We start from the raw sequence: 22546 nt of genomic DNA, 5'->3' as shown, positions 1-22546 counted from the left end.
TTACTTCCTTTCAAAATAAGGATTTATATTTGCACTTAAATTTCTAATATATGGCTCAATTGCATAATCAAATGCATCACGTAAATGGTCATTACCAGCTAATGGTATTTGTTTAATACTTTTAGGGTCTCATACAGCCAATCTAAATTCATCTAATAATGCTTGTGCATTCATACTAATATTTAAGCGTTCTGATGCCATTAAAGCCACATTTTTACCTATTCTAAACTCAAGTCTTAATTTCACACAATCTTTAAAATATAGCCATGAATTAACTTGATATTTAATTGCTGTATCATTTAACATTTCAATAAATGTATAATTACTAAAATCACAATATACAGTTAAACCATATTCATATAACAAATTATTTTCTTTTGCTAATTTAATATAAAACTCAACTACTAATCTTGCTAATTGTTTATTATCATAACGAATTAATTTATTTTCTATTTTTAAACAATCAATAACATTAACAAATTTAAAATTATAATCAAAACCTATTAATAAACATGCTAAAGCATCATCTTTAAACCCATAATCTAATCCAGCACTAAATCTATAACTTGGTTGTAATAATCTACTAATCTTATGAATTAAATGTGAATATATTCCACCAGATTCATAACCTACTAAACCATGACTTCTTACTCTTGCAGATATTGGGTCTAGAAGTTCTATTTCTAATAATTGTTGTTTATCACTATCTTTTAAATGAGTATTTAATTTTCAATTTTGATAATGATAAATAGTATTATCAATAATAGTAAATTGTTCATATTCATTAATAATTTGTTTTTCATTTTGAGGACAAGCATTTATAGTTTTTTTAATAAATTCATTTAAAATACTTCAAGGATTACAACTTTCAATTTCTAATAATTGATTTGCACCACGAATAGCATCTTTTAAATCTTGATAATCATTTTCAGTAATTTCATATCTTTCATCACTTCATATAATTACATAATCATATAAATAATTACTTGCTAATCCAGTTAATTTAACATTACTATTATCTTGTGAATGTAAATATTTACAAGTTATTTTACTACCATTAAATTCAATAGTTTTTTTAGTTTCGTCTATTTTAGTTGCATATTTTGCAATTACATTTGTATCATTATTTGCTAAATAATCTGCTAAGTCATTAGCAACTTCATATTGCATTGTATTTAATAAATTTTGTCCATTTTCAGCATTTAAATCAACATTAGCAATTATTTCACCCGCAACTGCTTCTTCTTTAATTTCTTTTAAAATTTTAATAGTTTCAGCATAACTAACATCTAATCCTTTGCTTTTATCATTTCATTTTAATACTTTAATTTCTGAATTTTTTGGTTTTTTAACTATAAATTCAATTTTTGTTGAATTAACCATTTCGATAGGAAAAAAACTTGCTCATGGTGAATTTGATTGTTTATAAAATTCTATAAACTCTGGTGCTTCTACTAATTTTTCGGTATTATCTAAATTTTTATTGAATTGTATTGCCATTTTTTGATTTCCTTTCTGTTATAAATTATTATTTTTTTTATAATCCAATAATGTACTTTTTATTGAACTTGGTTGATTTGTTATTATTGTTTGTGGTTTGCCACCTGTATTAATTGTTTCTTTAAATACTGGTTGTTCTTTAATGATTTTTTTAATAGTTTCTTCAATTTTTGAATTTTCTAAATTATTAGTTTTAAATTTTAAATAATCATAAAATTCAGTTTTAACTTGATATTTTTTAAATATATTAATCATTTCTTTTTCTTTAATTTCTTGATTAAGTTTATTTAACTTATTTTCTGCTTCATTAACTTTATTTTCTATTTCTTGTTGAGCATTATTTTCAGTTAAAGGTTCAGTTGTTTGTTGAACATTATTTTCATTTTCTAACATTTAACATTCTCCTAATCTTATCCCAATAATCAATCTTTAACTAATTGTGGCATTTCACTTATTAGTTTTTTATAATCATTAACAGCATTTTCTAATGTATTGATATCAGAAAATTTAAAACAATTATCAATATGTAAATCAAAATCTCTATCAATACTGATATCTTGTTTTCTATATTTTTCATTAAATTCAATTTTTGTCATATTATTTTTCTCCTTTATTATTTATTTTCTTTATTAATCTTTTCATTTAATTTTGCTAATTTTTTTTGATGTTTGATAATTTTGTTATTTGCTCTAACATGTTTTGGAGTTGTAATAAATCGTTTTAATAAAACAATAATTTCTCTGCAAATTAATATACCAGTGCTTATTCCAATTGTTTCAAGTGCTTTTAAAAATTATTTCATTTTTATATTTTCCTTTCAATTTTTTATTTTTTTATTTTTGATTATTCATCAAATTCACCTTTATTAATTTTTTCAATCATATATTTTGTGTCTATTAAAATATTTTTAGCTATACCTTCATTCAGTCGTATTTCTTGTAAATCTTTTTCATGTTGTTTTAATTTATCATTGTAATATTCAAGTAATTTTTCTTTATTCATTATTTTTCACCTCCTTTATAAACTCATGTGATTATAATCTCAATTTAATGAAGCATTATCATTATTTAATAGTGCTTCGCTTATATTACCACTACCATATTGACTTGATGTTTCACTATTAATAGTAAATCTATTATCATTTATTAATCTTGCAGTTTCATTTGTAAATGAAGTTTCTTGCATTTCTCTATTATGATTTGTTTCTATTGGAAGTAAATTATGGATAATTTCACTTACACCAGCAATTATGGTAGGTACTGCATAAGAATTATTAAAATCATTATTAATACCCATAGCAACATCACTTGATATTAAACATCCACCAGTTGCCATATTACAAATTTTTCTTATTGCTTCAAATTTATTAGGTATTAATTCTAGAATTCCACTAATAAGATTTGATATACCATAAGCATTTAAACTAATATATGTATCTCAATCCATTAATGACTGATTTTCTTGTTTATTTAATAGTAATCATGGAGGACCTTCTGTTGTAGTTGTAGTAGTTATTGGAGTTGGTGTTGTTGGAATAATAGGATTAATATTATTTTCTGTTCATTTACTATAATTTGCTAAACCAATTGTTTCTAAACCTAAAATAATTTTTTTAGAACTATTAATTAATTTAGTTTTTGTATTTGGTCTTTGATTTAAATTTCATATATCTAAACCTAATTTTTTACCAAATAATAAACTATTAATTGAACCTAATATTGGATTTGCAATTACTTGACCATAATAAGCACTTGTACCAATCATTGCACAAATAGGACTTATACCAGTTCTAATTAATTTAGTTAAAGTATAATTATTTGTTTCCATTTTTTTCTCCTTGTATTTCTAATTGTAATAATTTTTCTAAAACATAATTATTTTTATCAAATTCTCTAATAAGTCATTTTTTTGTTTCTTTTCTATTATTAGTACAAAGAATTAATCTTTCTATCATATTAATTAATTCTTTTTTATCTGCTCTATCAAAAATTACTTTTAAAATTTCATCTAACATAATTTATTCTCCTTTATTTGTTTTTATCAGTTCTCTTATAACATCTAATAAGGAATCTACTACATAAGAATTTAATTCAAATTCATAATTTCTAATTTTAATTTTTTCCTTTTGCATTTGTTTATTCTCCTTTAATTTCTAATTTTTTAACTGTTACTTTAATTCAACCTTGATAAACATCATTATCACCAACTATTAATGCAACATTACTTTCGGGGTCAGAAACAATTATGTGTTTTGATTTAACATTTGGATATTGTCTTAAAATAATTGCTCTAATATCATTACTTGTATGAATTGCTTTTGGAAATGGTGATAATATTTCAATTTCATCTTTATTTTCAAACAAAGTAGGTAATATTATCATTAATGAAGTTCTCCATTTTCTATAAACTCAATTAATTTATAATAAGCAGTAAGTTTACCTGCTTCTTTTAATGAATCACATAAACAAATACTAATTTGCTTATTCAATCAGATAATTAATTTTTCATTATATTTATTAATTACTTTTTGTTTAAACTCTTCTCTTAATTTTTCTATATTATATAAATGTTCTTCAGTTATTTCTTTATTACGTTTTTTATTATATTCATTAATAATTTCTTGGTCTTTATTCACTATCTATTTCTCCTTATTTTTATTTAAATTATTAACTATTATTTCTAAACATGTCATACATCAATTTTTACTTAATCAGATTCTTTTATTACATTTTTTACATTTATTCATTATTAAATTCACCATTAATTATTTTTTACAATAAAATATCAAGTATCAAATCTATTTCTGTACCGTTATAGAATTTTTGTTGTTTTTTAATATAATTAATTAATTTTTCTTTATTCATTATTTAGTTCTTTCATTAAATTTTTATGTTTTTCAATGATTTCATTATGTTTTTTTAGTTCTTCTTTATAACTATCACTTTCAATAATTTTTAAAGTTTCTTTTATTTTTTTCATGTATCATTCATCAAAATTCATTATTTATTCCTTTCATTTTTTAAATCATTTAACATTAATTGAACAAAATGCACGATTTTTAGGAATATTTAAAGTATTAAAGATTTGACCAGTTACTATAATTTCATCATTTTTGTTTAATAAAATACATCGTTTATAAAATTTTGGGTTATTAAAAATTAAAGTAACATAGTTTAATCCATTTCATTGACCACGAACAGTATAATATAATTGTTTATTACCTTTTTCATGATATTTTACTTCAATAGTATTACTAAGTTTTACTGTTAATTTAACGTAATTTTCTTTATTTTTCATTTTTATAATTCCTTAAATAATATTGAATATGTTTATAAGCATCTTGTTCATGTTTTGTAAATTTTATATTTCCTTTATAATCTTCTATTTTATTTTTGTTTTTTGGTTCATTTTCATGATAATCTCAGTTCATAACATCTTGTACTAATATCATTAAAGCACCAATAACTTTTGGTGTTGCTAATGGATTAGTTAATAACTGTTTTGAACTTAAAAAGAAATTTTCTACAATAACTAATATTTTTTTATTTTTAAATTGTTTTTTAATTAATTTAAAATATTCTTTATATATATTTTTACTTTCTAAAACTGTTTTTGCTTTAAATGTTTCATTAAAAATAATATTATTAGTTTCATTTGAGTATATAACAATTCCATTATTACCAATACCAGCAGGGTCAATACCAATGATTAATTCGTATTGCATTTATTAATCATCTCTACATCAATCACAAACATATCCATATGATTTTGTATAATCTAAATGTTTTTCAATATCATAATTATCTTCATATTTTTTAGTATTATGTTGTTCTGCTTCTAATTCTGTTTTAAAGTGATAAAGCATATTGATTTTGTTATCTTCATATAATTCATTACATTCAACACATCTTTTTCTTCTTTTTTTAGTTTTATTCATAATCAAAATATCCTTTTCAATTATTTTTGCTGTTTGTTTAAGGTATTTAGGTAGTTTGTGATAACAACTGTCACATATTAAATAAGGTATTGGTCAATTTTTATATTTAATAGTTTTAGTAGAATTATTAATACAATCTTTTCAAACTTTATTTTTACAAATTCTTAATTCACATTTTTTATTTTCATTAATATTCATAACTTTATTTATTTCTTTAATTTTTACTTACAGTAATTAATAAAATTATTAATCCAATTAAAGTTGAAATTAAAGTAATAATTATTTTTATTTTTAATCACTTTTTTTGATGTTCTTTTGCTATTTTGATTTTTTGTTCTATTAATTCTTTCTTTTCTTTTTCTTCCATTTTTACTTTCTTTTCTAATATATTCTGTTGCTTGTAGCATAAAGAATATATATTTTTATTTTTATATTATTAATACTATTAGTTTTATTCATTCCAGAAATTCTGGGCTCAAAAATAAATTGTGAAATTTTAAAAAGAAATCGAGGCATTCGATTCAATATTTATTTAATTTGTGTTAAACAAATTAATATTTTAATTGAACCGGCACCGCTCAATTTTTTTTACAAGTTTGAAATTTATTTTTTCGCCCAAAAAAATTTTCAAAAAAAATAAAACCAACGCTTGCTCACTGGGGGGTGGCAAGGTTGGTTAAATAAAGAATAGAATTAATATAGTAGGTTCCCTAGTAGGTCTATATATACTAGTTTCCAATTCGCTCCCACCCCAAGAATTACCATTACTGGTTAGTATATTTTATTAGGTATCACTCCACTTTTTATTTATCCATGCAAGTCCACATGTTTTGGCCACTATTTTTAACAACTGTGTTGTAGTTCACTGTTTTAATTCCCTAACACGTGTTGATAATAGTGTTAAAGAGGGTTATTAATTATTAACTTTCTCCTACTTGGTCACTGCGTGTAGTAGATATTTAAAGGGTGTTAATAATAAAAATTTTAAAATTTTACAATTACAAAAAAAGACAAGATTATTTCTTGTCTTTTTCCTTTGAGAATAATTTTTATTTTATCTTATAAAATCTATATTTTTTAAAATACGTCGAATATAAATTTAAGGGTAAAAGAGAATTTAATTTGTCTATCATCATTTTGAAATGGTAATATTCAAAAGAATTTATTTATCTAGTAATTTATCTTCCTACGTTTTTGGGAACCTCCCATAATTACAAATGGCCCCATAATAAATAATACTAATAATGAACTAGTAGCAGCACCAATTAGCATTCGAATTGGTAATGAAAATTTATTTTCATTACTACCAAGTGCTTTAACAATTTTTTCATTACATAAATATGTTATACCAATTCCTGGTATTGTACTAAGCAAAAACCCACTACCAATAATACCCACTTTTTCTCATATATTTAATCCTTGATAATTATATATTAATTGTTGTCTACTATCTTCTGATATTCTTTCTTGTCTTATCATAATTTACTCCTATTTTTCTAATTTGAGTTAATAAAATTAATTATTAATATCTTAACATAAAAACTAACATTAATATTTTATTAAACAATTAATTAATATATTTAATATTCTAAAATAAGAATAATAAAAACTAATTAATGGAAATAAGTTTATTAAATAATAAAATAATTAAAGCTTCTTTTCATTATTAATATACTCTCATATATTATCCTTTCAAAGTTGCTAACATTACAGCTTTAATAGTATGTAAACAATTTTCTGATTGTTGAAATACCTTTGATGCAGAAGATCGAAATACTTCATCAGTAACTTCTAATTCAACTGTTCCACCATATTGTTTAACAATATCTTGAGTAATTTGTGTATTACCATCATGAAAACTTGGTAAAGAATGTAAAAATATAACATCTGATTTTGCAATTTTCATTTTTTCATCATTAACTTGATATGGCATTAATTCTTTAATTCGTTGTTTTAATAAAATTTTATCTTCACATACAGATGTTCAAACATCAGTAGCAACTACATCAGCATCTTTACTTGCTGTTTTATAATCTTCTGTTAAAATAATAGAACCACCCGTTTCTTGAGCAATTTCTTGACATTGTTTTAATAGTTGAGGATATGGTCATAAATTTTTATTAGTACAGATTACTAAATTCATTCCTAATTTTGCACTAATAATCATATAACTATTAGCCATATTAAAACGAGCATCTCCAAAATAAACAAATTTAATACCTTTAACATCTTTATTTTTTTTACACTCTTGAATTGTCATAATATCAGCTAACATTTGTGTTGGATGATATAAGTCAGTTAAGCCATTTCATATCGGAACACCGGCATTTTCAGCTAATTCTTCAACATCAGTTTGTTTATATCCACGAAATTGAATACCATTATAAATTCTACCAAGAAATTTAGCGGTATCAATAATTGATTCTTTAACTCCTAATTTACTACTAGTTGGATCAAAATATGTTGAATGCATTCCTAAATCACAAGCAGCAACTTCAAACGCGCTTCTTGTTCTTAATGAATCTTTTCGATATAATAAAGCAACACTATAGCCTTTTAATGGCTGTTTTTCTATTCCTTTTTGTTTTGCAATTTTTAAAGTAGCAGCTAATTCTAATAAGTAATAAATTTCTTCTGAAGTAAAATCTAATAAACAAATAAAATTTCTGCCTTTTAAATTAATAGCCATGATATGTTTTCTTCCTTTCAGTTCCTAATATCTTTATTTAATTTAACATTAATATACAATATGGGCAACACTCTGGCCACATGACAATTCAGAATTAGTAATTTCATAAACATGGATATGTATTATTATATTTAATTTTTAACTCAAATTTATTAACAGCAAGTAATTATTTTGTTAATAAATTATTGAACTGAAAGTTGTTTTAAATATTTTTCTAGTGAAATAATATATTCTTTTTTAGAATTCCATTCTTTTAAAATTTGATTGATTAAGTAAGAACATATTTTTTTATCTTGGATAATACTCATTACAACAAACTTTTTAATATAAAATACTCCAATACCATTTCTGATAAAAATTTTAGCAAGTAATAAAACTATTTTTAATTTATTAATTTCTGAATATATATTAATAGCAGACTTACTTTGCATTCAGTATTCTCCTTAACTTAAAATATTCTTTTTTCTCTCTCATAGTTAACATTTAAAACCTTTTTTTATATTTTTGCAATAAATATACAAAAAATTACTAATGAATATGTATATATTAAATTAATAAGTGTATTTTATTGTATATTTAAAATTTAAAACTATCAAAATAAAATTTTAAATATACAATAATAAATGAAAATGAAAAATATTAGTTTAGTAATTAAATGTAAAATTAAAAAAACAAAACTTTAAAACTTACTAAAATAGAATATTTTATAAAAGTTTTGAAAATAATGTTTTATCAATAAAACTTAATATAATTTTAAATTTAAAATTTGTACCTAAATTATAGGTACAAATTTTTATTATTTCTCATTTTGCTGTGTGTACATCACAATACGTAAAATAAGTTGTAATATTTCATAAATCATACGAATCAAGTAATAAATAAACTTAATTTGGAAAATTCAACTAATAGCACGTATTTCTTTTTCATTTAAAATACCAACAAGATTTTGACAAATTTCTTTTCTTGATTTAGCATAAAAAATCATTTGCATTGAAGAAAAAAGAATTAATAAAATACTACCTAAAATTGATAAAACAATTGAAAGTATATTTGCGCTCGCTGCTGATAAAGTAATTCAAGAATTAGCAGGTGAAAGAGCAAATAGAATAGCAAGTGCAAAAGGAATTAAAACAAAAAATAATGTTATTTTACGAGAAAAATCTCATCAAAAAGTATTAAAACGACTACTATTTGAACTACTTACTGCCCAAGTACTTTCCATTGCCATTGCTAAAGTATAAATAGAACGACGGTGATAAGTTCATGGTAATAGTCTTAAAGTAAAATTACCATTATTAAATAAATATGGCCTTAAATAAAAAAACCTAGGTTCAACAGTAATACTATTAATATTACCAAATCCCTTAAATTTTATTCTTTTTGCATTAATACCGTATGTTTTTAAATATTTTTGAGATAACTCGCCACCAGTTAAATTAGCACTATTTTCACGATGGAATCAAGAATACTTAATTCAAGTGAAAAATCAAATCATAGTAACAACAAACAAAATTACACCAACAATAGCTAATAAGCTTGCTAAAACAATTAAACTAGTTGATCAAGTCTTTGGATCATTTGGATTAACTGAGGATAATAATAAATTAGTCATAATCTTCTCCTTTCTAACTATTTGAATAGAGTCTACAATATTATAACATAGTATTATTCCACCACGAAAAGAAAGTTATAAACTTCTTGATCACCATCAACAATTTCATATTCAATATCATAATCTTCATCTAAAATTTTTTTCATAAAATTAATTTGATCTTTTGAATAACCTTTACCTTTAAAAATAGTAATTATTTCTGCACCATCTCAAATTAATTTAGTAAACAATACTTTAATTACATTAAATAAATTTTCATTTGAAGCAATAATTTTTTCTTTACCATCTTTATTACGAAAACTAACAGCAGAAAAAAAGTGTTTTTTTCCAATTTTAATACCATCTATTTCAACATCACGATCAGCAACTGTTACATAACCAAAAGCAGCATATTTAATTTCACTTCACATATTTTTATTATTTTCTTTTGCACTTAATTCAGGATTGAAATTTAAAGCGGCACGCATACCTTGAGCAATATTTTTAGCAGGTAATACAAAAACTTTTGATTTTTTTTCTAATTTTCTTGCTTGTTCTGCTGCTAAAAATAAATTACTATCATTTGGCAAAATAAAGACATTTTTTGCATCGACAATTTCAATTGCCTTTAAAAAGTCATCTGTTGATGGATTAATTCTTTTTGAATACATAATAATATTGTTAACCTTTAATTCATCTCTAAAAAAGGTTTCAATTCCTCTACCAGGAACAGCAGCAATTAAAGCAAATTTATTATTTAATTTACGAATTGGTTTAATAGTTTGTGTATGTGCTTTTGCCTGTTCGGTCATATTTTCAATTTTTACTTTTAAAATTTCACCAAATTTCTGAAAATAATTTAAAATTTGACCTGGTTTTAAAGTATGAACATGAACTTTGATTAAATCTTCATCATCTACTAAAACTATTGATTGACCATCCATTGTTTCTAAATCAGTTCGTGTTTTGCTTAAATTAAAATCTAACTTACTAACTTTATTTAGTTTTACAATAACTTCTGAACAATAACCAAAGTTTTCTTGATTTAAAACCATTTCTAATTTTGCTGTATCTTGTTGTTCTAATTTTTTCTTTGGTGAAATAGCTTTACCGTGCTTTAAACCATACACCATACCTTCAACAATATAAACTAAACCAGCACCACCCGAATCAACAACTCCTACTTTTTTTAAAATTGGCAATAAATCAGGTGTTCTTTTTAATGATTCATTCATTCCTTCTAGTAATTTTTCAAAAATATAAAGCGAATCTTTGCCTGTTATTTCTAATTCATTAATATAATTAGCACCATCTTTAATAATAGTAAGAATAGTACCTTCTACTGGTTTCATAACTGCACGATATGCATAATCTTGCGCACTTTTTCAAGATTTTAATAAATCCTCATTACTAATGAAATCATTTTTTAAATCTTTTGTTTTTATAGTTTGAAAAAAACCACGAAAAATTTGAGATAAAATAACTCCAGAATTACCACGCGCACCCATCATTAAACCACGAGAAAAAGTAGTAGCAAATGTTTTTAAACTATCATATTCTTTGCCATTTAATTCTTTTATACCATTCATCATTGTTAAATTCATATTTGTTCCAGTATCACCATCAGGTACTGGGAAAACATTTAATTTATCAACTTCAAAATGATGATTATAAAGATTATTAGCACCGCTAATAAGCATAACTTTTAAGGTTTTAATATCAATTTTTTTCATTTAATTTCACCTTATATTTTCTTTTATTCTTCAATTAAATCATGAACAAAAATGTTAAGTACTATATAGTCTTGATGTTTAATAATCTTTTCAACAATATATTTTAAATTTTTCTGAGTTTGATTCATAATATTTCAAATATTATTATTAAAAAAACAAACTATATTAATATCAATAATTCAACCTAAATCAGACTTGTTAACTTTAATTCCATAATTATTATTTTTTTCATAAATATTGGCAACACCTGGTACAGATAAAATACTTTCTGATAATGCTTTTTTAATAATGTTCATAATATCTTTATCTTTCTCCACATAATCACCCCTATTATATTAATAATAAATTAAATTTATATAAAATAAAATCTCTTATAATTTTTATAGTCTTTTATATTATACCTAATATAATATATCAAGACAATAATAATCTTAAAGATAAAGATATTATATATTGATAATGGTTTTTTCTATATAAAAACATAATTAAGAAAAACTAAACTACCTAATTATTAAATATAAAATACTATCTATAATTTTAAAAATTAATATTAATATTACTTTTAGTAAAGTAATACAATAATAATTAAATAATTACTTATTCTTAACTGTCTTATTTTTATACTTAAACATTATATAATAGAAAATAATAAAATTTAAAATATATAAAATACTAACTAACCAAAAGTATAATTAATAATTAAACTATACTTCAAAAATTTACTATATAAATTTTAGGAATTTTTGTGTTTTTAATCGTAATCTTATTTTTTGCAGAAATTTCAATTACAATTTTCATAATAACAATTACATATTTCAATAAATTACCTCCTATTTTATATAAAAAGATTATCACTTTTTAAAATAAAAATTAATTTAATGATAACGAAAATATATTAACTTCTTAATAACTAAATTTAATGTTCAACCACTTATTAACAATTGTAATTTTATATAATATAAAATAATATTTAAATGTTAACATTCAAAAGTGTTAACTATAATAAGTATTGAAATTTTATATACATAAAATTTAATGATTTTGAAAGGAACAATAATATGTTAAAAATATCTACTAATTATTTACCAGATCCCACTGAATATGCTAAAGTTTTTTGTGAATATATATTCAAAACTTTAATAGAAAAAATTATATATTTTTATACAACAGTCAATGGGTTTCTAGATCAAAAATTTATTACATTTTTGACTAATGAAAAAATTGCTAATGAATTTAATAAAACAAAAAATATGGATTTAGAAACATTAATAAAAGAATTTTATGATACACATCATAAAATTAAAATTCCACTAATAACAATAAATAAAAAATTAACAAAAGAAATTGAAAAAGAAGTAAGTGAAGTATTTAATAATACAACTACTTTAACTATAATTTTTTATAAAATTTGTATAAAAGATAACGCAACTAATAGTGATATTAGTGATTTTTTTATTGAAAAATATACAAAAAAAATTATTAATACTTTTAAAAATCTCTATTATATTTTTTATTACTATAACTATATCAAACATTTTAGAATTAGAGATAACAAAAAAAAGAAACATATTTCAACAAAAAACTATCAAGATAATTTAAATATACAATTAATTAAAGAAATAAAAAAAAGTCTTGAATATGCCATTTTAATAATAAACAAAATGGATACAAATATTTATAAGCGAAATTTAAAAATAACACCAGAAGAAAATTTACAAAAAAAAGCACAAGATGCAGAAAATGAAAAATATGATGCATCATATTTACATAAAAAAACTAATGCTAATAATTGTATACTTTCATAAACGTTTTCTTTAATCTTTATTTTCTGTTACGTCAATAATAACTTCACTATTATCATCAAGAATTTCTTTAGTTATAAATTGACCAACGCTTTCAGCACCAGTTTTATCAGCAACCGTTTTTAAACGACTTAATTGTTTTTCCAACGGAACTAATGTTTTATTAATGCCAACATAAAGATCGTGATTTTCTACTAAACACTGTAAAAAATTATTATTTAATAACTGAATATGAACGGAAATATTATATGTATGATTACTATTTCTTTCAATACCAACTTTAGCAATCATATCTTTTTTAATATATTTAGAATACTTTTCTTGTAAATAATTAAAATTTTTATCAACAGCAATTTTAATTTCATAAGTAATATTAATATTTTTTCCATGGACAATAACTTGCATGATTAATTGCTCCTATCTTTTAATTATTATATACATTTTCCCATAAACAAATAAATTTTAAAAGATAATAGTGTAATTAAATTTAAATTATTAACAACTAAGCAAAATACCAATTATATTTATAATATGCTTAATATCATCTTCAGTTAAATTAATGATTAATACTCTATTTTTTATCTTTTCATGATTTTTGTTTTAAAAAATTTTGTTTTCCATTAAAAGTAATAGCTGTTTTTCAACGTGGATAATTATTACCTTTAGTAATAGCATTAGTATTATTCATTGGTTGTAAATTACTAATATCAGAAGTGCCTCCATGAAATAAAGGTCGTTGATGTATAATAGTTCAATTATAACTTTTAGGATCATCATTAAGTTTAACATTACTAATAAAGTTATTTTTAAACATTAGCGCACCCGCATAGTCTTTTCGATATAACTGTGGATTATAATCATCAATAATTTCTCCTTTATTTCATACTTCTTCAATTTGTTGTGGTGTTCAAGTTACTTCACTATTAACAACATTACTACTGTTATTACTACTGTTATTACTACTGTTATTAGTTTGAACAGGATTTGGATTACTAGTTACTTGATTATCAAGTAATTTTGATTGTGGAAGTGCACCTCCACCAGTATTATTAATAACTATATTTATACCTTGTGTTGATTTATCATGTTCATTAAAAAATCGATCTGTAAATGATGGTCCAATAGTTTGTTCACCAAAAAGAGAATTTTGTTCAACACTTGCGGGTATTTCTGTTGCTGATAAAGCATTATTATTTGTCAATGATAATGCTTTTTTTGATTTATTTCTTAAATTAGCCATTATTAATCATAAAGAAAAAAGTACTAAAAAGAAACTACAAATTAATGCAAAGCCTCAAGGTAAAATAAAAAATAAAACATTAATAATTTTTTTGTCCATAACATAACTATAAATTTTTTTATAACCATAACTTATTAATAATCCTGAACCAATAAGTAAGACAAGCGAAATTACTACTACTATTAATGCTCATACTAAAATTATTATTCCATATTTATTTAAAAAAATAAATGGAATTGTAATAAACACTAGAGTAATAACCGAAAAAATTAAAGTAAAAATTGTTAAAATCTGAAAAGTAAGAGTAAATGTAATGCCTTTACTATTAATTACTTCAGTTAAAATTGCTAAAATCTCATTAACATTAGTACGATAAAGTATAAGTCATAATACTCAACTTATAATCAAAGTTATTGCCATTAATCCCGAACTAACAATAATTCCTCAACGATTATGAGAATTAATGTTTCTATAATTCTCTGCTGACACTTCCATACTAAAACCTCACAACTCTAAAATCTCATATATTAAATTCTATCATAAATGATGATTAACATGTTTAACGACAATTATGAAATATAAATGAAAATATAACCTTTATAAAAATACTTCTTGAAAATTAAAATTTAGATTTAACTTAATAAAAATGTATCATAATATTTTTAATAAACTTTAAATTTGCAACTTTCTTGCGAATAATTTTTTGTTAAAGATTGTTGATTTTGTGATTCTGATTTATTAATTTTTTCAATATTTAATCTTTCATCTAATGATTCATCTTCAAAAAATTTCCTTCTACTCTCTTTTTTTGCTAATCTATTTTTTTCTAAAATATCAAATAAACTTTCTACTTTTAATGTACCATTTAATTGAGATTGTACTAATGTTTTATCTGTTTCTAACGTGGTAGTCATTTCTAATTTTGCAAGGTCTAACTGCTTAGTTAAAATATCTTGTTGTACCCTACTTTTTTCTAGACTTAATTGTTCAAGTTCTTTTTCCCTAATCAAATTTTCTGCTTCTATCTTCCTTTTTTCTAATTCTATTTTTTTATATTCTATTTGTTTAGTTAAAATAATTAATTCTTTTTCATTTATTTCTAACTTTAATTGTTCAAGTTCTTCTTGCTTAATTAAATTTTCTGCTTCTAATCTTTCTGCTTCTAATCTTTCTTTTTGTATTTCTGATCTTATTTTACTAATTTCTAATTCCTTATTTAATTTTTTATTTCATTCTTGAAAAAATTTTTTGACATTTTTTCTTCTTTTTCTTTCTGCTCAAATTGAAAGTGTATTACCAATTATTACACTTCCAGAAAAAATAGATATTGGTATTAACCCAACACCACTTACAAACAAGCCAGTAATAGCAGCAGTACTTATAACAGCTTGAATACCAGTTTTTCAATAAAATTTTTTATTTTCTTTATCTAAAGTTTTTTTTGCAATAACAACAGTTTCATTATTACAATCATTTAAATTTTACAATTCTGTTTTCATATCTTTTATCCTTTTCAATTGTTTATTTACATTTTTATATATATGTACTTATTTTTTTATGAATTGATAATGAACAATTATTACTTGTTTCTACATTTACTACTTTTGCTAAATTTAATTCTTGAGGGATCGGTGATGAAGTAATATTTAAACTAGTTATGTTATTAAGTTTTGCTAATTTTTCTCTTGCTTTAACTAATTCAAGTTCAACTTTAGTTCTTTCTAATTGTTTTTTAAGAATTTTTGCTCCTACTGTTTCTAATTGTAATTCTTCTAATTTTCTCTGAAGAATACTTGATTTTTCATTATTGTCATCTTCTAATTCTACTTTCTCTTGTTTATTTTGTTTAATCGTAGCTTTAATAACTGCACCCATCATAGCAGCAGATGTACCTGCACTAGCTGCTATTCCTAAATCAGAACATTGAAAGCCATCAATTCCACCAACCGCTAATGTTACTACTGTAGCAGTACCGGCAGTTATTATAGGTAAATTTTTTACAAAATTTTTTTTAAATTTCTTTCGAAAACTTTTTTTCTTGATAGTGAAGGTTTAACAACTTCCACTACATAATTATTTTCATCTTGCATTGAAGAAGCAAATGAAGATTTACTAATATCCATTTTTATTTCTCTCTTTCTAATCTATGAAAAATATCCTTCTGATTAATATAATTTAATAAAAAACTAATATAAATAAAAAATACTTATATTAGTAATGAACATATATTAAATTATTAATAATACTATCACAAATATTGATTTTAATAAAATTTAATATTTCATTTTATTACTAAAATAATTTCTTATAATAAATATTACAAATAAAGTAATTTCTCGTTTACAAAAAAATATTAGATATAATACTTGTAAACTAAAGATATAGTTTTTGACCTATTGTTTTATTTTTTAACAAATAGGTTTTTATTTTAAAAGGGGGACAAAATGAAAACAATTAAAAAAGAACAAATATTTACTAACAAAGCATATTTAATAAATTATGAAACTGTAGAAAAAATTAAAAAACAATTACTAAATTTAAAAGGAGAAAAAATAAAACTTATTGAAAAAAGTGAGAAAATTGAAAAAGAAATTAATAATTATCAAAAAACTATTCAATTTTGAATTAAACAAAATAAAGAAATAGAAGATAAAGTATTTCAATTTAATATTCAAATCTATAAATTAAAGGAACAAAAAATTAACAAAATTAAAAATTTTTTTATTAATCTTTTTTCATTTGGAAAAATAAATAAAAATAAAAGTATTAATAGTTTAATTGAAACAGAAGAAATAAATTGTGAATTATTTAAAAAAACAAAATTAAATAATCAACAAAAAATTAATATTTTAAATTCAAATTATATTGAAAAACAAACAAAATACGCAAATTTAATAACTAATATTAATCAAATAACTGAACATGAAAACAAATTATTAGAAGATAAAAATAATTTGTTAAATAATAATAATAATTTATTAATTGATTTAATAAATCAAAAAGAACAGCAAGAAAAAGAAACAATTGTCGAAGTCAATGAGCAAATGGTTGAACAATTTGAATCAGAAATATTTCAACTTAGTGAAAAAATTTGTGATTTGGAAAATCAATTATTATCTAACAGTAGTGATGAAGGCTTTAATTCAAAATCTACATCAACAGATTCTTTAAATTCAGATATTTCAGTACCTCTAAAAATACAACCAAAACCACAAATATCTAACCCTATTAATAAACAAAAAGAAAAAGACATCCCTTGAGAACAAACACTACGTAAATATGAAAATGATATTCCAACAAAAAATTATAAGCAAAGAATAAAGCCAACTAATTCAAGAATAATAAAATTTTAAAAATTAAACATATTTAGAAATTAGCAATATCAACTTTATCTTTTGCTTTTGGTATATCAATTACTGGTGGAGATTCTGGATATACTTTATTCATACTACTTGCTAAATTTCTTACTCATTTACCACGATGATAAATAAATAAAGAAATAATCATTTTAATAACATCACAAGAACGCATAATAGCATAAATATAAACAATATCTAAAGGACTATAATGTACCTCAATAAATAAAATTAATATTGAAAAACATCAAGTAAAACAACTATCAACAAGTAAAACAGTAATTGCTAAACCACCAGCACGAAATGCATAAATACAAGTATACAAAATAGTATAAGCACTAAAAACTATAGCATCAACACGCATCATTCAACTAGAAATTCGTAAGGCTTCTGTTGTTGCATTAAATAATAATTGTGGTAAAAAAAATGAAGATAAAACTAATAAACCAGCAAAAAATAATGATACAAAAAAGCCTAACCTAATTAAATGTTTAGCATTATATTTAGCACCAATCAAATCATCGGCACCTAAACGATTGGCAATTAACACCGAAGAAGCAATACCAAATCCAATATATAAAGTATAGAACATGGTATTAATCGTGGAAGCAATTGCCGAACCACTTAATGCTTCAAAGCTTCATTGCGAAATTAATCTAATAATCATTGTCGTAGCAACTGCAAATAATAAATCATTTAACATTAATGGCCATGTTTTAATTATAATTTTTTTAAATAAATCACCCCTAATCTTAAACATTTTCAAAACTTTTGGTTGAAATTCATATTTCTTTCATATAATAAAACTACTAATTAATGCCAACTGAGAAATTCTCGCTGTTAAAGTAGCAACTGCTGAACCTCGTGCTCCAATTCCTGCAACTGCACAAATACCATTAATTAATAATAAATTTAATAAAAAGTTAATAAATACTGAAACAAAAGTTAATATTAATGGAATATAACCACGTTTTGTTTCACGAAATACTGAAACAAAAGCAAAGTTTATTCCTAACAATGGATAAGAAAAAACAATTCATTGATTATAATCAATACCTTGTGCTGTTGCTAAAGATGCTGAATGAAATTCATAATAACGTAAAATAATTTGTACAAATTGGGGATCGTTTTTATCAATATTATGAACATTCATAAAATTAATAAGTGAATTTTCATCAAAAGCATGATTATAATTTAAAATGTCCTTTAACTCATTAATATCATTAAGAGTTAATCCTTTAGCAGCACATAATTGATTAAATTTATCCAATGCACTACTAGGACTAGTAGTATAAGAAATTAAATATTCACCCACTGTATAAGATAAAATAATAACTATCACTCCAATTAAAAATCCAAAAATAATTCTCATTCTTACTGTTTGTCTTAAAGAACCATATCTTCCAGCTCCATAAAATTGAGCACCAAAAATACTAACACCGTTGATAAAACCTCCCATAACGGCATAAATAATAACAAAAATTTGATTAGAAGCAGTAACTCCCGAAACAGCAATTTGTCCTGCTGAATATTGCAAATGATAAAAATGTTCTAAACCATTATCTTTTCATCAACTTCAATTATCTCAAAGTCCTAATGAAGTAAAAATATCCCTAATATGTTCATTCATTGGCTTTAAATCACTAATAAAACTATCCTTTAATTCTCCAACCATAATATTATCTAGTAAATTCATTGATGCTGATAATATTTGTTGCAATACTGCCGGAATAATAATCATTAATGCTAATAAATACCATTTTTTAGTAGCAAAAAAATTACTAATTTTATGTGGATTTGCTCTATTATTAATTTTAAATCCACTAATTTTCATAATTTCACCCTTATCATTAATTTGCTCTATATTATAATAATAATTTTACATCATTTAAATAATGAGGTTTGAAATTTAATATATAAAAAATACTAAACTGCTAAGTAAAATCTCTACGATTAAATACTAATCATGAAGCACTCAATAAACCAATACCAAGCAAAACATACACAGTCAATAAAACTGGAAAATTAAGAATTTTACTATTAGTTGCTTTATTGGTATCAACTTGATAATTTGTGTTAACTTTATTAAAACTAACTAAATAAGGATCTGCTGTCATAGCATACTCACTTGGATAAGCAAAGATTGAACTTTGTTCAGTCGATATTCCATCTCAAATATATTTTAATTGATAAAAAATATTTAAATAACGCATTGCTTTAACTTGTGATGTCTTAGTATTAAGAGCATCATATTGTGATTGAGAAAGAGATGTATTTAAACCCGTAATCATAAGATTTACTGAATAATCAACATTATTGCTACCAACACCATTTGATCTTTTGGGACCAAGGTTATCTAGTCCAACTTTTTTACCTGTCATTAATTCTTCAAAACTTTGTTCTTTTCATTGACGAAAAGCATTACTAATATTGTAAATATGAGTAACTAAGTCCTTAGGAGCATCAGTAGTTGGTGGAGTACTAGTACTACCATTCTTAATTGCTAATACTATTGTTTGTTCTTTTTGATAATCATAATTATTAGGATACTTAACTTCTTTAATATATGTATCGTAAATACTAAACATAGCCTTTTGAATAGATTCAATAGTAGTTGTTGGGTCTTTTCTATATACGTCATTAATTCAATCAATATCAGTTTTATCTAATTTAGCTTTTACATTATTATAAACTGCTAATGACTGTGAAACAACATAATATGTAGGATCAAATGTTACTAAACCATTAATTAATGTCGCAAAAATATTGAATAAAGCAGCCATTCCAATCATAATTGCAACTAAAGCCTTAGCATTTAAAATTAATGAAAATAAAATAGCAATTGAAGAAATAATTAAATCAAAAATAATAGCAACACCAAATAAAATTCATAAATAAGGAAATACCACATTATAAATAGTTGAGCTACCAATGCCAGGAATAGTAATAACAAAACTAGCAATAAAAATAGATAAAAATAAATATAAAATAATTACCACTTGTAAAGATAATAACTTTTCAGTTCAAATTCTAGTTCTACTAACTGGCTTTGATACTAAAATCAATAAAGTACCATCATCAATTTCATCACGAAAAACTTGTGTTGCTTTAACTGAAATAAATACAAAAATCATAATTGATAAAAGTACCGAGAACGATAATACTTTTCATTGTGGTACATAAAAATTTAATGCTTGATCATAAGTTAATTGTTTTATTGCTTCAGAACCCACAAATAACGAAATTAAAGACCAAGATAAAGCAAGAAAAATTAAAGTTATAATAAAAATAATTCAAGTTGAAGGAGTAGCAATCATCTTTTTAAAAATATAACGAAATATTGGCATTATTTTTCTCCCTTCTTATTTTTATCATTAGCTTCCATAACAATTCGTTCATACATTGTTTGCAAATCAACAGTATATGGTTTTAAATAAGTAATGATGATATTAGCACTTAAAGCAATTGCTAATACTTCTGCAACTTGTGCTTCAGTTTTAATATTTACCAATAAACGATTTTCATTAACATCTACTGAAAATTTTTTATCTATTAATAACTTCATTAATTTATTATTGTTATTATTAGAACTTATTTCATATAATGAATCAGTTTTATTAACCAATCCTGTATAAACAACTTTACTATAATTTAAAACAGTAACTTCATCGGCTAAATTTTGTAATTCAGATAAAATATGTGATGAAATAAAAACAGTTTTACCTTGTTCACGAAGCTTTCTTAAATCATTAAACAGTTCTGTTCTTGCTGTTGGATCAAGATTAGCGGCTGGTTCATCTAAAATTAAGACATCTGGATTATTTAATAGTGATTGTGCTAATAACACCTTTTTCTTCATACCCGAAGAATAAGCATTAGGGTTGCGTTTTTTAAATTTCCATAAATCTAATTCCTTTAAAATCATTTCTGTCTTTTCCTTAGCAATTTTATATTTCAAACCACTAATTTGTCCCATTGAAATTAAATAATCATAAGTAGTAATTCGTTTAGGAAATCTTGCAGCTTCTGGAATATAACCTACTTGTTTTTTTGCTTCAACTGTTCATGAACGCTTACCATGAATAATTAAATCACCGTGTGTTTCAACCATAGCGCTAATTAAACACTTAATAGTAGTAGTTTTACCTGATCCATTTGGACCAATAAAACCATGAATAGTACCTTTTTTAACTTTAATAATAGCATTATCAACAGCTTTAAATTTTTTAAACTGTTTAGTAAAATCACGAATTAAAACTGCATATTGAGCATCTTCGGGATTAACTATTACATTACGGTTATAATGATTACGTCAGTTTTTAAAATATGATTTAATAAAATTTAGAAATTTATGTTTTTCTTTTGATTTAGCATTAACATCATCTTCAACTAAAGAACTATTAATAACTGGTTTTAATATTTCTTGTTTTTTCATACTCATTCTCCTAACTACTTAAATATAATAATTACTATATGGTTAATATACTTAATACTAATATACTGATATATTATATATTAATTTATAATTCAAAAATAAAAAAAATTAATAATATAAAACATACTAAAAAAAATAACAATTACTAAAAACCTATCACTAATTAAAATATCTGATTAATCATAGGTTTTTAATATAACTTTTTATATTCTTAATAAATCAATTGATTTACATCTTTATTATAATTTTTAATTTGATTTAAA

Annotated in this window: 25 protein-coding genes; 1 reads left to right on the top strand and 24 read right to left on the bottom strand. The window is 22.7% G+C overall.

The window, feature by feature from the left end; genetic code table 4:
* The 21 genes from AACK83_RS01985 to AACK83_RS01860 all read right to left on the bottom strand — a co-directional run bounded on the left by AACK83_RS01985 (position 1) and on the right by AACK83_RS01860 (position 16615).
* On the bottom strand, positions 1-1500 hold the full coding sequence (locus AACK83_RS01985) for a phage terminase large subunit (protein ID WP_338959017.1): 1500 nt from the start codon (positions 1498-1500) through the stop codon (positions 1-3).
* A gap of 18 nt (positions 1501-1518) precedes the next feature.
* Positions 1519-1893 carry a hypothetical protein gene (locus tag AACK83_RS01980; protein WP_338959015.1) on the bottom strand — a complete coding sequence of 125 codons (375 nt, stop codon included), beginning with the start codon at positions 1891-1893 and terminating at the stop codon, positions 1519-1521.
* A gap of 17 nt (positions 1894-1910) precedes the next feature.
* Positions 1911-2096 (bottom strand): hypothetical protein, encoded by a 186-nt coding sequence (locus AACK83_RS01975; protein WP_174480219.1) that lies wholly within the window; start codon positions 2094-2096, stop codon positions 1911-1913.
* A gap of 247 nt (positions 2097-2343) precedes the next feature.
* On the bottom strand, positions 2344-2502 hold the full coding sequence (locus AACK83_RS01970) for a hypothetical protein (RefSeq protein ID WP_338957013.1): 159 nt from the start codon (positions 2500-2502) through the stop codon (positions 2344-2346).
* A 15-nt stretch (positions 2503-2517) separates the two neighbouring features.
* Positions 2518-3327: a hypothetical protein gene (locus AACK83_RS01965; RefSeq protein ID WP_338959013.1), complete on the bottom strand. Its 810-nt coding sequence runs from the start codon at positions 3325-3327 to the stop codon at positions 2518-2520.
* Positions 3314-3514, bottom strand: coding sequence for a hypothetical protein (locus AACK83_RS01960; protein WP_338957016.1), 201 nt, complete (start codon positions 3512-3514; stop codon positions 3314-3316). Before AACK83_RS01960 ends, AACK83_RS01965 begins: the two co-directional genes overlap by 14 nt.
* 121 nt (positions 3515-3635) lie before the next feature.
* Positions 3636-3881: a hypothetical protein gene (locus tag AACK83_RS01955; protein WP_286640816.1), complete on the bottom strand. Its 246-nt coding sequence runs from the start codon at positions 3879-3881 to the stop codon at positions 3636-3638.
* Positions 3881-4135, bottom strand: a complete 255-nt coding sequence (locus AACK83_RS01950) for a hypothetical protein (protein ID WP_338956667.1) — start codon at positions 4133-4135, stop codon at positions 3881-3883. The genes AACK83_RS01955 and AACK83_RS01950 overlap by 1 nt, the downstream gene beginning before the upstream one ends.
* A gap of 221 nt (positions 4136-4356) precedes the next feature.
* On the bottom strand, positions 4357-4500 hold the full coding sequence (locus tag AACK83_RS01945) for a hypothetical protein (RefSeq protein ID WP_338957025.1): 144 nt from the start codon (positions 4498-4500) through the stop codon (positions 4357-4359).
* Between the two features lie 3 nt (positions 4501-4503).
* Complete coding sequence (locus AACK83_RS01940) at positions 4504-4797, bottom strand: hypothetical protein (RefSeq protein WP_338956663.1); 294 nt, start codon at positions 4795-4797, stop codon at positions 4504-4506.
* On the bottom strand, positions 4787-5224 hold the full coding sequence (locus tag AACK83_RS01935; protein WP_338957028.1) for a hypothetical protein: 438 nt from the start codon (positions 5222-5224) through the stop codon (positions 4787-4789). Before AACK83_RS01935 ends, AACK83_RS01940 begins: the two co-directional genes overlap by 11 nt.
* Positions 5225-5227: 3 nt before the next feature.
* The gene (locus AACK83_RS01930; protein ID WP_338957031.1) at positions 5228-5635 is read right to left on the bottom strand and encodes a hypothetical protein; all 408 of its coding nucleotides are present in this window, start codon (positions 5633-5635) and stop codon (positions 5228-5230) included.
* A 16-nt stretch (positions 5636-5651) separates the two neighbouring features.
* Positions 5652-5804, bottom strand: coding sequence for a hypothetical protein (locus AACK83_RS01925; RefSeq protein WP_338957033.1), 153 nt, complete (start codon positions 5802-5804; stop codon positions 5652-5654).
* 14 nt (positions 5805-5818) lie between these two features.
* Positions 5819-5962, bottom strand: a complete 144-nt coding sequence (locus AACK83_RS01920; RefSeq protein ID WP_338957035.1) for a hypothetical protein — start codon at positions 5960-5962, stop codon at positions 5819-5821.
* A gap of 645 nt (positions 5963-6607) precedes the next feature.
* On the bottom strand, positions 6608-6916 hold the full coding sequence (locus tag AACK83_RS01915; protein ID WP_338959011.1) for a hypothetical protein: 309 nt from the start codon (positions 6914-6916) through the stop codon (positions 6608-6610).
* A gap of 205 nt (positions 6917-7121) precedes the next feature.
* The gene (gene argF, locus AACK83_RS01910; protein WP_338959009.1) at positions 7122-8126 is read right to left on the bottom strand and encodes an ornithine carbamoyltransferase; all 1005 of its coding nucleotides are present in this window, start codon (positions 8124-8126) and stop codon (positions 7122-7124) included.
* A 182-nt stretch (positions 8127-8308) separates the two neighbouring features.
* On the bottom strand, positions 8309-8557 hold the full coding sequence (locus AACK83_RS01905; RefSeq protein ID WP_174481147.1) for a hypothetical protein: 249 nt from the start codon (positions 8555-8557) through the stop codon (positions 8309-8311).
* A gap of 365 nt (positions 8558-8922) precedes the next feature.
* Positions 8923-9738, bottom strand: a complete 816-nt coding sequence (locus tag AACK83_RS01900) for a hypothetical protein (RefSeq protein ID WP_338959007.1) — start codon at positions 9736-9738, stop codon at positions 8923-8925.
* 53 nt (positions 9739-9791) lie between these two features.
* Entirely contained in the window at positions 9792-11450 is a 1659-nt protein-coding gene (locus AACK83_RS01895) for a DAK2 domain-containing protein (protein WP_252320392.1), read from the bottom strand.
* A 23-nt stretch (positions 11451-11473) separates the two neighbouring features.
* On the bottom strand, positions 11474-11767 hold the full coding sequence (locus tag AACK83_RS01890; protein ID WP_338959001.1) for a hypothetical protein: 294 nt from the start codon (positions 11765-11767) through the stop codon (positions 11474-11476).
* 4722 nt (positions 11768-16489) lie between these two features.
* Entirely contained in the window at positions 16490-16615 is a 126-nt protein-coding gene (locus tag AACK83_RS01860) for a hypothetical protein (RefSeq protein ID WP_338958999.1), read from the bottom strand.
* A 321-nt stretch (positions 16616-16936) separates the two neighbouring features.
* On the opposite strand from AACK83_RS01860, the gene AACK83_RS01855 reads away from it, so the two are divergent.
* The gene (locus AACK83_RS01855) at positions 16937-17845 is read left to right on the top strand and encodes a hypothetical protein (protein WP_338958996.1); all 909 of its coding nucleotides are present in this window, start codon (positions 16937-16939) and stop codon (positions 17843-17845) included.
* A gap of 13 nt (positions 17846-17858) precedes the next feature.
* On the opposite strand, the gene AACK83_RS01850 is transcribed toward AACK83_RS01855, so the two are convergent.
* The 3 genes from AACK83_RS01850 to AACK83_RS01840 all read right to left on the bottom strand — a co-directional run bounded on the left by AACK83_RS01850 (position 17859) and on the right by AACK83_RS01840 (position 22283).
* Positions 17859-19682, bottom strand: a complete 1824-nt coding sequence (locus AACK83_RS01850; RefSeq protein WP_338958993.1) for an MATE family efflux transporter — start codon at positions 19680-19682, stop codon at positions 17859-17861.
* 100 nt (positions 19683-19782) lie between these two features.
* The gene (locus AACK83_RS01845) at positions 19783-21195 is read right to left on the bottom strand and encodes an ABC transporter permease (RefSeq protein ID WP_338958991.1); all 1413 of its coding nucleotides are present in this window, start codon (positions 21193-21195) and stop codon (positions 19783-19785) included.
* Positions 21195-22283 carry an ABC transporter ATP-binding protein gene (locus tag AACK83_RS01840; protein WP_252319476.1) on the bottom strand — a complete coding sequence of 363 codons (1089 nt, stop codon included), beginning with the start codon at positions 22281-22283 and terminating at the stop codon, positions 21195-21197. Before AACK83_RS01840 ends, AACK83_RS01845 begins: the two co-directional genes overlap by 1 nt.
* Between the last annotated feature and the right edge of the window lie 263 nt (positions 22284-22546).

Origin of the sequence: Spiroplasma endosymbiont of Tiphia femorata, from assembly GCF_964020225.1 — a bacterium.
GTDB lineage: Bacteria > Bacillota_I > Bacilli_A > Mycoplasmatales > VBWQ01 > Spiroplasma_E.
This window is presented reverse-complemented; position numbering and strand designations above follow the sequence as displayed.